The sequence below is a fragment of the Bacillus sp. Root131 genome, from assembly GCF_001429475.1.
Lineage (GTDB): Bacteria > Bacillota > Bacilli > Bacillales > Bacillaceae_G > Bacillus_A > Bacillus_A thuringiensis_S.
Genome location: NZ_LMJQ01000001.1, coordinates 784,628 through 797,097, shown reverse-complemented (window position 1 = coordinate 797,097; position 12,470 = coordinate 784,628). Strand labels below are relative to the sequence as shown.

Below are 12,470 nucleotides of genomic sequence, written 5' to 3'. Positions count from 1 at the left end.
TTGTTGTTCGTTACGAACCACTTTCCCGTTTATAACGAGGACAGGGGGCCTCGGCTTTCTCTACTATTCGTTCAAGAAGCATCTCCGAAGTGCGCTTCATCTTTTTCTTCCGTACTAGGCTCACACCATCCCCAGCTCGCTTTCCTTCTAAAAAAGACTACTCTCTTCATCACAGACAGTATATTTAATTAATTATTGCTTATTATACATCTTTTCAAACAATTAGCAAGGGTCAATTACACCAAAGTGAAACTTAGCACTTTTTCTTTTGTATACGTGAAAATTGTGTTTTTCAAATCTAGAACTACGGAAATGATCTTTTAATACGACACGCTTTCTCGCCACTCGCTTCGCCTCCGCAATTGTTTCATCAGTAATATCATGATACAAAGCGAAGTGTTTTAATCCTTTAATTCCGTCAGATTCTATGACAGTTTCTTCAAACATAGGATCAAGGTAAACGACATCGTAACTATCGTCTTCACATTGCGCTAAAAATGAAAAATGCTCCGTTTGCTTTACTAGGATTCTTTGCATTGCTTCATCGATTTCAGAAACAGATGAAGACCATGTTTTCAAACCATTTTTCATGATATAAGCCATATATTCATTGCCTTCAAGTCCTGTTACTGTTCCACTTTCACCAACAACATAACTAGCTACAATACTATCTGATGCCATACCGAGCGTACAATCTAACACTGTCATTCCGCTCTCTAATTTAGCAGCTTGTACAAACGGATCGTGCTCTCCACGCATTAACCTTTTCACACGAAACATCGCTGAGTTCGGATGAAAGAAAAATGATTCTTCCGTACCTTTCGGATAAATAGCTAATCGGTTCTTTCCTACGACAAGTACATCTTGTTCATACTGCTCATGTAATTTATGCACTGGTATATCATTACGTAAAATAAAAGAACGATTTAATTCTTCTGCTACCTCCTTTGCATATGCTGTCATTTCTTTATTTGTTCTTCCTGCTGTTGTTACTATCATTCTTTCACCTCTATATAAAGAAAAGAGGGAGATTTACTCTCCCCCTTCTTTAGCAATTCTTTTCGAAAGCTTGCTCTAAGTTCGTAATAATTTCGTCCATAGTTGCACCTTCAATTTCATGACGGTGAATGAAGTGAACAACTTCTTTTCCATTTAATAATGCCATAGATGGTGAAGATGGAGGGATTTCTCCGAAGTATTCACGCATTTTTGCGGTAGCATCTTTATCTTGACCTGCGAATACAGTTACAAGATGATCAGGTTGTTTTTCAGCACGAACAACCGCTTGACCTGCTGATGGACGTGCTAAACCAGCTGCACAACCACAAACAGAGTTTACAACTACTAAAGTTGTACCTGATGTATTTTCCATAAATTCTGTTACAGCTTCTTCTGTAGTTAACTCTTCAAACCCAGAACGCACTAACTCTTGGCGCATTGGGATTACCATTTGGCGCATGTATTCTTCATAAGCATTTGACATCTTGTAATCTCTCCTTCAACTTTCATTCCAAATTCATCATATCACGCTCTATTAATAGGTGCAAAAGAAAGATAACGATGATTTCATTTTTTTGTAGGGATTTCACAAACCCCACCGCGGCAATGTCCCACTGGAACAAGTTTTCTATTATTAGCGATATAATCGTATACTTTACTTCCAAAACCAAGTACGATAGATAGCTTTATAAAAGGAACGGCAAACCAATAAGATGGTACGGCCTTTGCTAATACATCTATGCTCTGAATGCCGTCATACCACTTATTATTTTTAAAAATATACAGTCTTTGTTCCATCTTACTTTGTAGTTCTTGAGAAAGCTCATACTTCTCAACTACATCTTCATCTCGAAATGAAACAAATTTCATCTTACCTTTTTTATCTAATTTTTTCGTACGTTCTGCAACCGCCGTACACATCGGACACCAACTATCATAGAAAACAATCATATATTATTCCCCTTTACGAGACTCTGTCATTTGTTTCCATACAGAACCTTTTGCTTCTTCTCCGCCTTCAATACGCTCTAATGCTAGACGCGCTTGCATCGCTACTTCAAACTCTGGATCATCTTGCGCTGCTTTTAATGCTGGAATTGCACTTTCATCTCCAAGCTCAAATAAGAACATAGCTGCACGCCAGCGTACTAATTTACTTGAATCTTTCAGAGATTTAATCATAACGAACATCGCTGCTGGATCACCTACGTCTGATAAGCAATCGCCTGCTGTACGGCGAACACTTACTGAACGATCTAATAACGCTTTATATAATAATGGCAATACTCCATCACCTTTTACCATACCTAAATACGCAGTTGCTAAACGGCGGATCGAAACTTTTTCATCATCTAACGCCATCTTCAACACTGGAATATCTTCTTCAGTAGGATCCATTTGTTCTAATGCTGCAAAACGGTTTTTCCAGTCAGAATCTTTCATCATCTCTTCTGTTACTTTATATGGCTCACGCTTTTGAATCGTTACTTCAACAGCACCTGCTTGATTTAATAATTCTTTAACCGTTTCATTTACACGTTCTTCTGAATAAGCAGCAACAATCTCTTCCACTACTTCTTTCCCGATTTCTTCAAAGTTACCGTAACGTGTACTTTGTTCCACCCATTTACGCTCTTTTACAACGTTTGGTGCAGACATTTGCACTTTCATAATTGATTCTTTAAAACGATCTGGTAAACCAACACGTTCTTCCGTCGTTCCATCTGTTAACTTTACTTGCATTGGAATTGTAAAGAACATTTGAACAAACACTTTCACTTCTCCAAAATGAGCAAGTTGTTGTTCTTCACTTTCTTCCACTACTTCTTCGCCGAAAACAGCACGAACTTGTTGTAATAAAACTTTCCAGTCATACTTCGCATTTCGCTCCACTGCTAAAAAGTCGGCTACATGATATACACCTTTAATGCCTTCAATTTTCAAAATTTCTTGCACTTGCATTGGCGCTTGTTCTTTATTTTCATTTGTATAATTATTACGCGCTCCTGATGGTAATACTTCATTCAAAATAACTTTCATTGTATTTGGACTTGGCGTCGGTTCAATTGCTTTAATCTTCACGTAAAAAACTCTCCTTTATTGCATGTTCTTAGCTGTATTGTAACATGTTATCACTCTATACTCCTACTCGGATGCTTAATTTTACTACTTTCTTCCCGCTACCATACTATTTCATTCTTTTTACATTTTAAATTAGGAACGGGATTTTAAAAGCTTTCGTTTCCGATGATTTTTATTTTTTATCCATTTCTTGAGGCATCGCCATTATTTTTGAAAAAAACACGCTAAACAAAAAAATATGTAAATAAGCTATCCATATGGATAGCTTATTTACATATTTTTCGTTATTGGAAGTTATTTATTTGCTAATAAATCTTCTGCGTAACATTTAATCATCATGTAACCTGCGTAACCGAACTGATCATACGTATCTGCTTCTTCTTTGGTCGCCTGTCTAAGTACTGAATATCCTTTCATTAACATACAATTCTCATCATGAACCATTTGTGAAGTGAAATACTCTGTTTCAATTCCATCTAATTCTAATGAACGATAGCCACTTATAAAACCATCCAATGCTGTTTCATGAATGGTTTTAATATGAACATCTATTTGTATTAACGTTTTACAACCTTTTAAATTTTCAGCCATAGGTGGGCTATCTCCGATCCAGTCCATCAAACCTGCTAAAAATCCCCTTCTACTATTTGGATCTGTTTCAATTACTCTACCACATGCAAATTTACTGTTATCTAAAGGAATAGTCCAAAATTGTCCTGGTACTAAATAACGATTTGATTTTGGTTTAAATGGATAGTTTATACTCATTGTTCTCCCCATCTCTTTTTTATCTATTGTATAACATATTCATGTAAAGTTAACATAACGTCTCATTATCGGTAGCAACAAAAAGGAGGATTCCTTACGCTCAGAAGGAATCCCTTTTTTTATTTTCTATCACTCGATTCATCTTTTTATACATTCCTATCCTGTGATGGGTTTTACGATTCTCGTTTGTTACTGGATTAGCCAAAAAACGTTCTAAAATTTTGTATACTCTTTACTTGTTTTTTCAAAAAAGCTGGCGGTATCCCCTCTTTAAGTTTATTAAAATACTTTCCACAATTTTTTCCGAAGCTATTACTTAAAATCACCTTTTATTACGATGCCCCCTCCCGCCTTCTCTCCAAAAAGGTAATACTCTCAATCACAACTTCAGTTCTATATATTCTCTTGCCTTGTTCATCATCGTAATTACTAGTCTGAATACGCCCTGTAATCCCAACGAGCGACCCCTTCTTACAATATTCAGCTACATTCTCAGCCGATTTGCGCCAAACGACACAATTAATAAAATCGACTTGTTGTTCACCTAAACTATTTCGAAATCCTCTATTCACCGCAATACATATTCTTGCATAAGCGACGCCTTGTTTTGTGTAGTATAATTCTGGCTCCTTTGTCAATCTACCGATTAATACAACTCGATTCATCATAAGTTATACCACCTCACATATTTTTCTTCATTGTAAGGAGAAGTATTTGAATAGTAAAAAGCACAAAATGATATATCCGTAAGTAAAAAGTATTATTTTAGACCCTACAAAACAAAAAAAGAAACCATACATAGTTCGAACATGTATGGTTTCAAAATTTATTACACTTCAGTACAAGCTATGTAATATCCTCCGCGAGCCATCTTTATTTCAGCACGGTACATTACATTTTCTAAGTAGAACGTAATCAGTTTAACTTTACTCTCAAATTTTAGTCTCTCATTGCATTCAGTTGCATATCCTTCAATCACTGAAGTAATAACTTCTGATGATGGATACGTTAAAGTTTCATCTAGTTCTATGAAAAAACTTTTAGAAAATAGTTTTTTCATAATCCCTTTCTTCTCTTTCATCATATTCCATCTCATTCAATTCAAGTTGATAACATCCATATTATATTATACCATACATTCAATTTATCTTTGAAAATAAAAAAATCCTGCATTTTTCATGCAGGATTTTTTTATTAGTCATTTTTCGTAAAGTAAGAAACGAAACGAAGAATTTCTAAGTATAACCATACTAATGTAAGCATTAGTCCCATCGCAGTATACCACTCCATATATTTCGGAGCTTGACTACGTACACCATTTTCGATTAAATCGAAATCTAGTAATAAGTTTAATGCAGCAACTACGATAACAACTGCACTAATAATAATACCGATTGTACCACCTTGGTGAATGTATGGAACAGTTACACCAAACATATTTAGTAGGAATACGACTAAATACATAACCATAATTCCAAGTGTTGCTGCCATAACGCCTGTACGGAATTTATCCGTTACTTTTACTACGCGTGTTGCATATAACACTAACATTGCAAATAGAATTGAGATTGTTAGTAATACAGCATTTAAAACGATAGAATCGCCAAATTTCATTGTATAAACTGCTGAAATACTTCCTAACACAACCCCTTCTACCGCTGCATAGATTGGTGCACCAAAAGGTGAAATACGCGGGAAGAACATAGACGCAAATGCGATGATTGCCGCAACGATTAAAGCACCAATTAATACTGGCATCTTCATCGTCCCCTGCATCATTTGTATGTATGAATAGACAGACGTTGCAAGTAGCAAGATAAGCATAATAAACGTTTTGCCTACTGTTCCGCCAATCGTCATCGCAGAAGCGCTTGCTCCCTCTTTACGGAATGCCTCTTTTTTCAACATTGGATTAGATGTTCTCATTTTTTCCCTCCTAAAATAGGTTCTACCAATAGTGTAAAGTTTTTCTCTTTACTTTTCAATATATGCAGCTTGTTTTTATTTTAATCCTTCAACGATGTCTGATAGTTCACTCCATCTTTCCATCTTTTTTTCTAGCTCTTCTTCTGTTTTCTGCTGTGCTTCAGATAATTCTTGTGCCTTTGTGAAGTCAGATCCAACTTTCGCAAGTTCTTCTCCAATTGACTCAATTTTCTCTTCAAGTTCGGCAATTGTATCTTCAATCGTTTCCCATTCACGCTGTTCATTGTATGAAAGTTTACGTTTACGTTGTTGTTTTGGAGCTTCTTCTACAACTTTTTTCTCTTTTTGAACTTCCGCTTTCTCCATAAGTTCTCTCGTTTTTTCCATTTCTAAATAATCTGTATAACTACCTAAAAACTCACGCACTTCGCCTCCACCAGTAAAGATGAACAGTTCATCTACTACTTTATCTAAGAAGTAACGGTCATGCGATACAGTTAAAACGACACCTGGGAAATCTTCTAAATAATCTTCTAGTACTGTTAATGTTTGTGTATCTAGATCGTTCGTAGGTTCATCAAGTAAAAGTACGTTTGGTTCTCCCATTAAAATACGTAATAAATATAAACGTCTTCTTTCACCACCAGATAGTTTACCAAGTGGTGTACCATGTGAATGCGTCGGGAATAAGAAACGTTCTAACATTTGAGATGCACCAATTACTTTTCCATCTGTCGTATGAATAACTTCTGCAATCTCTTTAATGTATTCAATCATACGCTGATTTAAATTCATCTCTTCATTTTCTTGCGTATAATAAGCAACTTTTACAGTTTGTCCTACTTCAACTTCACCACTATCAGGAGATAACTTACCTGCAAGCATATTTAATAGGGAAGATTTCCCGCTTCCATTCGCCCCAATAATTCCGATACGATCACCCGGTTTCACAATATGATTAAAATTATGTAATACCGTCTTATCGCCAAATTTTTTCGTTACATCTTTTAACTCAAGTACTTTCTTTCCTAGACGACTTCCGCTTAGTGCAATATCAACTGACTGTTTTGCAGCTGGTCCTTCTTGTTCCTTTAGCTCATCAAAACGCTGAATACGCGCCTTTTGTTTCGTAGAACGGGCTTTTGCACCACGACGAATCCAAGCAAGTTCACGACGATATAAATTTTGGCGTTTGGATTCTTGTGCCAATTCTTGCTCTTCACGAAGTGCTTTCGCTTCTAAAAATGTACTATAGTTTCCTTCGTAGCTATATAATTTACCATTATCTAATTCAAAAATACGATTCGTCACACGATCTAAGAAATAACGATCATGGGTTACAAGTAATACCGAACCTGTATATCTCGCTAAATATTCTTCTAACCATTCAACTGTCTCATGGTCAAGATGGTTCGTAGGCTCGTCTAAAATTAATAAATCAGGTGTTTCAATAAAACATTGTGCCATTGCGATACGTTTTTTCTGTCCACCAGATAAGTTCCCAACAATTGCAGTGAAGTCCGTAATTCCTAATTTCGTTAAAAGAGATTTCGCATTTGCATTTGCTTCCCATGCACTCATTGCATCCATACGTTGCTGCACTGCAAATAATTGTTCCTGTACTTTTTCATTACTTGGATCTTTTTCAATATTTAATAGTGCTTTTTCATAATCACGAAGAAGACGAATTAAAGGTGTATCACCATGGAACACTTGCTCTAATACTGTCAGTTTTTCATCAAACTCTGGTTGCTGTGATAAATAACTAATTGTATACCCACGTGAATGCGTCATATCACCTGTATCAGGAGTTTCTAATCCTGCAATAATTTTTAATAATGTCGATTTACCAGTTCCGTTTACACCAATAATTCCGACACGTTGTCCTTCTGTAATACTACATGATAATCCATCAAATAACGGCTTTTCCCCATATGATTTTGATAAGTTCTCCACAGTTAACATTTTCATATTTGTGCATTCCACTCTTTCATAAATTGTTCAATAAACTGTTCCATATAACGATGACGAATTTCAGCCTCTTGTTTTGCTGCATTCGTATTCATTAAATCTTTTAATTTCAAAAGTTTTTCATAAAAATGATTTAAAGATGGATCATTATTTTTTCTATATTCTTCTTTCGTCATTTCTTCACGCGGCGGAATAGTTGGGTCATACATTAATCTCCCTTTTGCCCCGCCATATGCAAATGTACGAGCAATTCCTATTGCACCAAGAGCATCTAAACGATCCGCATCTTGAACAATTTTCCCTTCAAGTGACTCTACTGTGCCGCCATGGCCACCTTTATAAGACATATTGGCGATGATATGAAGAATATGTTTACTTTCCTCTTCTTCAACCCGTAGCTCTTCTAACCAATCAGAAACTTTTTTCATTCCTGCTTCTTCACTTTCATTTAGCTTTTCATCTGCCACATCGTGAAGTAATGCTGCCATTTCAATTATAAAACGATTTCCACCTTCTTGCTCAGATAAAGAAATCGCCATTTTATGTACACGTTCAATATGATACCAATCATGCCCACTCGCATCTTTTTCTAAAATATGTTTTACAAAAGTAATTGTTTTTTGAATTTTTTCTTGTTTTGTCATTTTATCTTCACCCAGTTACTTATTGTAACACGCCCGCATTTTTTCATCACATATTTTCTTGTCCGCCCATACACTAGGTGGTAGGCATCATCATGAAGGAGGAATAAACATGTTCTATAATAATCAACCGCCTTATCCAAGGCAACCATTGTATCCTCAACAACAAGAACAGAGATACACAGAACAATACGAAGAACAAGAGTTACAACAGCAAGAACCACAATATGACGAAAACCCATATGCAACAACGCAAAACCAAGAAACTGAATTTCAACAAAATCCATATGACGCACGTCCAAATTATGAATATCCTCAAAATCCATATGCAGCACCACAAAATCAAGAACAGCGATATCCTCAAAATCCATATGTAATACCACAAAACCAAGAACAACAATATCAACAAAATCCATATGCAGCACCACAAAACCAAGAACAACAATATCCTCAAAATCCATATGTAGCACCACAAAACCAAGAACAACAATATCAACAAAATCCATATGCAGCACCACAAAACCCATACACAACTCAACCACAACAACCGCAATACCAACAACAAATGTATCAACCAAACTACGACGCACGTGTCTCACCACCTAAACCACCAACAATAGATCCAACTCAACCACAAATTTTACCGCCTGGACCAACACTAGACATTACACAACCACAAATATTGCCACCTGGACCAATTACTGAACCAACACAACAACAAATTCAACAAGTTGTCGGTACACAGTTTTTACCTTTCAAGAAACCCGTACTAGATTTCGTAAAACCATGGGTAGATTACGGTTTAAATGAAGCAAAACATACATCACATGAACACGCATTAACAGAAGTTGCTGCGATTATGTTTTTAGTTGGTAAAGGCTTCAATCCGACGATTGCACATTATATCGTTGAATCTTGGGAGAAGAATGAGCAGTTTTAGGGTTGTTTATTTGATAAAATATAAAAAACACAAAAGTGCCAAACCCCTTATACCACAAGGGTTTTGGCACTTTTTAATATCTAAAACAAATTTTATTGAAATAATTATTTTTATAGATTTTCATACTTTTTTATATAGTACGTGAACAAAATGTGAGCAAATATGTGAACATATACAGTACAAAATTACACCTTTGTATACACATTTTTAGAAACATCTTACGTTTATCAAACAATAACCAAAAGACGTACCTGCAACCTCATCATATAAATAATAAATATTAAAAAGAGGACACTATAAGCGCCCTCTTCCTTAGGTTTTAAATATGTTCTCCATGATCCATAAACACTTCAATTGCTTCGTTTTGTGGTATGTCTTTTACATTAGTAAGACCAAAAGTAAAAACAGCGGATAACATCATCATTAATAAGATTGCTTTTTTCATTTTAGCGCCCTTCTTTCTATGCTCTTTTTGTCTGCATCTAAAGCGATGTGCAAATACTTGCTTGCTTTTCTGTGATTTTCTGAACCATAGAATCTTTCACCTAAAAGAGAAGCATATTCTTTTACCCAATCATATAATTCTTCTTTTTCAAAATACGAAATACCTTCTATAACCACATTTTCTAATTCTTCTTGCGGTACATAGTTATGTACTGCTTTTAAAATTCGGAAATGATGACGATAACATAAGTCGCTAATCTTATAGCCATTCTCAATATATTCATTAGCGATATGACTATAACCTAACTTAAAATGTTCTCTTGCTAAAAGAAACATAGTTTTAGCGTTATTTTCTAATGAATCCTCTAAGTGTTTAATTGCTAACTCTGGCATGTTTTGACTTGCGTATAAAAGTCCTAAATTATGCTTAACTCGTTTAATAAGAAGTTCATCATTAGATTTTTGGAAGGTACCTAGTGCTGAAAGTAAATATTCCTCTGCACTTTCGAATTCATTTAGTCGAATGTGTGCCATTCCTAAAGTATTTAAGCATGCTGCAGTTTTTAATTCATACCCTGGACTAATTGAAAATACTTCATTCGCCTTTGTAGCAAATTGAACTGCTAGGATCGGTTTTAATACGTGATAGTAATGGACTGCAAGCCAATAATTAAATTCAGCTTTTTCAATTTCATCATGCATGTACTCTAAAAACGTTTCAGCTTTTTCAAATTGCATTCTTGCTTCACTATGGTTTGCTTTATTAATAGCGTAAATTGCTTTAAATAAATGATGATAGTACTCTAAAAATGTTTCTGTAGACTCTGGTAAAGGCTCGATTTTGTCCAGAATATCTTTTGTACTATCCATATCCCGAATTAGCAGTTTATACCGTGCATTCAATAAAGCGTAGTAGACTAATATTGTTTGGTCTTCCTTAATATTATTGATTTTATTTGCAATATCTTCTTTTATTTTCTGAGACTGTAATACACGTTGTGAAATCATAGCTTGATACCATTCGTTTAATAATTTTGTGATTTCTTCTTTAGAAATAATGTCAACACTCATCTACTTCTACCCCCTTTTGTTAAATGTTATCATGACATGCTTGTTTGCATAAATAAGTTTTTGAATATTCTAACTTGAAAAAATTATTTTTGAATATTCATGTTAACAAAATGGTCCCTTTTCAAACCTTAAAAAAGAACACATATTTGTAGTGGAGTTAAAAAAACAAACGTGAGGTATTACATCATGGGATATAACAGCTTTCCTGTAGTACGTGGAAGAGGTATGGTGAAATGGAATCCGTTTGCTTCAATACCGGAGCAATACGAGGAAATACATAGAATGTTTGAGGAACAATATAAAGTACCTAAACCTTTTTTAACACAAGATACTATGGAACGAATAGAAAGAGCGTTAATGCAATCTTTTCACGAGGAAGAAGAAATACATACCTCATACTATCGTGATGGAATGGTGCAAGACATGTACATAAATGTATTACATATTGAACCGATGACGAAAACTATATATTGTACAGATGCTTTTGGTTTGAATACTAAGTTTAAGTTTGATGAATTGGTGAATATAAATTAAAAGAAGCCGCCCGACAGTACTGAAGTGCACCCCAATTGTTAGACACAGCCTAACAATTGGGGTGCACTTCACATATATAGGTGGCTTTTGTACGACAAAAAAGAGCTCTGCTATACAGCAGAGCAAAAGAAAAATATATAACCCTATAAAAATAATACAAATTATTGATACTTTCAAAAGACGAAATTTAAATTTCCATCACAATAATACCTATGTTTAAGTATGAAACATTCTACCTTCACTATAGCTATGAATATTCTTATTTTAGAATTCCATAGTATCCAAATAGCTCTTTGAGAGATACCTCAATACCGAACTTCTTCAAAGAATCTTTTCTTTGTTCAAAGAGAAGTTCTAAAACTTTTTTCTTATCTTTGTCTCTTCCATAATGAATCAACCTATGACAGTTCGGACATATACTAACTATATTTCCAACAACATCTAAACTATTTTCAAAATCAATTCATTTATACGATTAATTGTGTAAGAATTATGATGTGTGATTTCTCCTAATTCCTTGTACTGCCTTACGCTTTTTTTCCATTTCACAATTACAACATTATTTTTTTGTAACTGTTTAAATTGCTCTTGTGTTTCAAAGTTTACAAAATTCATATCAATTCCCCTTTGTATGAAAATGAAATTTCTATAATAAAACTTTATAAGCTTTATATATCCATTCTTCATCTTTGTCTTCTTCCACATAAAAGATTTCTATTTTTATTTCCATACCATTTTCCATTAAAACGTGCGCTTCATATTTCCCATCTACATAACTAGCACAATCAATATTGTCTGCTACTATTTCTCTCCATTTATCAGGTAAACTATCATAAAAACGTTCAATGGCCGCTACTAAAACTAAATCTTCTAAATGAGCAGTTTTAAGGTTGTTTATTTTTAAAAACATCAAAAATGCCAAATCCCTTATATCACAAAGGATTTGGCATTTTTAAGTATTTAGAACACCTGCTAAATTTAAGGAGAAATTAACAGACATGCGTCCGGTATAATGCCGTGTCCACACCCAAGGATCGGTTACATAAAATAACGTATCTAACCTGGGAAGTCTATTAGTCTTTTCCCCTTATAGT

Annotated in this window: 16 protein-coding genes, 1 pseudogene and 1 other annotated feature (1 of these 18 cut by a window edge); of the genes and pseudogenes, 2 read left to right on the top strand and 15 right to left on the bottom strand. The window is 34.7% G+C overall.

The window, feature by feature from the left end:
- Positions 1-182, bottom strand: a binding site (T-box leader) (it extends 33 nt beyond the left edge of the window).
- A gap of 40 nt (positions 183-222) precedes the next feature.
- The 10 genes from ASE54_RS04085 to ASE54_RS04040 all read right to left on the bottom strand — a co-directional run bounded on the left by ASE54_RS04085 (position 223) and on the right by ASE54_RS04040 (position 8,390).
- Positions 223-999 carry a class I SAM-dependent methyltransferase gene (locus tag ASE54_RS04085; RefSeq protein WP_000637432.1) on the bottom strand — a complete coding sequence of 259 codons (777 nt, stop codon included), beginning with the start codon at positions 997-999 and terminating at the stop codon, positions 223-225.
- A gap of 49 nt (positions 1,000-1,048) precedes the next feature.
- Entirely contained in the window at positions 1,049-1,483 is a 435-nt protein-coding gene (locus tag ASE54_RS04080; protein ID WP_000063708.1) for a BrxA/BrxB family bacilliredoxin, read from the bottom strand.
- 83 nt (positions 1,484-1,566) lie between these two features.
- The gene (locus ASE54_RS04075; protein ID WP_000634874.1) at positions 1,567-1,950 is read right to left on the bottom strand and encodes a DCC1-like thiol-disulfide oxidoreductase family protein; all 384 of its coding nucleotides are present in this window, start codon (positions 1,948-1,950) and stop codon (positions 1,567-1,569) included.
- Between the two features lie 3 nt (positions 1,951-1,953).
- On the bottom strand, positions 1,954-3,081 hold the full coding sequence (locus ASE54_RS04070) for a conserved virulence factor C family protein (protein ID WP_000692582.1): 1,128 nt from the start codon (positions 3,079-3,081) through the stop codon (positions 1,954-1,956).
- A 294-nt stretch (positions 3,082-3,375) separates the two neighbouring features.
- Complete coding sequence (locus tag ASE54_RS04065) at positions 3,376-3,849, bottom strand: Imm26 family immunity protein (protein WP_000026686.1); 474 nt, start codon at positions 3,847-3,849, stop codon at positions 3,376-3,378.
- A 332-nt stretch (positions 3,850-4,181) separates the two neighbouring features.
- A complete protein-coding gene (locus tag ASE54_RS04060; RefSeq protein WP_000982011.1) occupies positions 4,182-4,517 on the bottom strand; it encodes a single-stranded DNA-binding protein in 336 nt (111 codons plus the stop codon).
- A gap of 161 nt (positions 4,518-4,678) precedes the next feature.
- Positions 4,679-4,933 carry a DUF4318 domain-containing protein gene (locus ASE54_RS04055; protein ID WP_014895230.1) on the bottom strand — a complete coding sequence of 85 codons (255 nt, stop codon included), beginning with the start codon at positions 4,931-4,933 and terminating at the stop codon, positions 4,679-4,681.
- Between the two features lie 110 nt (positions 4,934-5,043).
- Positions 5,044-5,775, bottom strand: coding sequence for a Bax inhibitor-1/YccA family protein (locus ASE54_RS04050; RefSeq protein ID WP_001260655.1), 732 nt, complete (start codon positions 5,773-5,775; stop codon positions 5,044-5,046).
- A 75-nt stretch (positions 5,776-5,850) separates the two neighbouring features.
- The gene (locus ASE54_RS04045) at positions 5,851-7,746 is read right to left on the bottom strand and encodes an ABC-F family ATP-binding cassette domain-containing protein (protein WP_000783172.1); all 1,896 of its coding nucleotides are present in this window, start codon (positions 7,744-7,746) and stop codon (positions 5,851-5,853) included.
- Positions 7,743-8,390: an HD domain-containing protein gene (locus ASE54_RS04040; protein ID WP_000165966.1), complete on the bottom strand. Its 648-nt coding sequence runs from the start codon at positions 8,388-8,390 to the stop codon at positions 7,743-7,745. The genes ASE54_RS04045 and ASE54_RS04040 overlap by 4 nt, the downstream gene beginning before the upstream one ends.
- Positions 8,391-8,499: 109 nt before the next feature.
- Between ASE54_RS04040 and ASE54_RS04035 the strand changes: the two genes are divergently transcribed.
- Entirely contained in the window at positions 8,500-9,327 is an 828-nt protein-coding gene (locus ASE54_RS04035) for a hypothetical protein (RefSeq protein WP_000499713.1), read from the top strand.
- Positions 9,328-9,646: 319 nt separating this feature from the next.
- On the opposite strand, the gene ASE54_RS04030 is transcribed toward ASE54_RS04035, so the two are convergent.
- On the bottom strand, positions 9,647-9,772 hold the full coding sequence (locus ASE54_RS04030) for a hypothetical protein (protein ID WP_000709202.1): 126 nt from the start codon (positions 9,770-9,772) through the stop codon (positions 9,647-9,649).
- Positions 9,769-10,842, bottom strand: coding sequence for a tetratricopeptide repeat protein (locus ASE54_RS04025; RefSeq protein ID WP_000109862.1), 1,074 nt, complete (start codon positions 10,840-10,842; stop codon positions 9,769-9,771). The genes ASE54_RS04030 and ASE54_RS04025 overlap by 4 nt, the downstream gene beginning before the upstream one ends.
- Before the next feature lie 186 nt (positions 10,843-11,028).
- On the opposite strand from ASE54_RS04025, the gene ASE54_RS04020 reads away from it, so the two are divergent.
- Positions 11,029-11,376, top strand: coding sequence for a YolD-like family protein (locus ASE54_RS04020; protein ID WP_000541075.1), 348 nt, complete (start codon positions 11,029-11,031; stop codon positions 11,374-11,376).
- Between the two features lie 259 nt (positions 11,377-11,635).
- Here ASE54_RS04020 and ASE54_RS37500 read toward each other — a convergent pair.
- The 3 genes and pseudogenes from ASE54_RS37500 to ASE54_RS04015 form a co-directional block, all read right to left on the bottom strand.
- Positions 11,636-11,836 (bottom strand): annotated as a pseudogene (locus tag ASE54_RS37500) (restriction endonuclease); the annotation flags it as partial.
- Complete coding sequence (locus ASE54_RS36200; RefSeq protein ID WP_001012095.1) at positions 11,818-11,991, bottom strand: hypothetical protein; 174 nt, start codon at positions 11,989-11,991, stop codon at positions 11,818-11,820. The gene ASE54_RS36200 and the pseudogene ASE54_RS37500, both read right to left, overlap by 19 nt.
- 31 nt (positions 11,992-12,022) lie before the next feature.
- Complete coding sequence (locus ASE54_RS04015) at positions 12,023-12,286, bottom strand: hypothetical protein (protein ID WP_000478848.1); 264 nt, start codon at positions 12,284-12,286, stop codon at positions 12,023-12,025.
- Positions 12,287-12,470 lie beyond the last annotated feature (184 nt).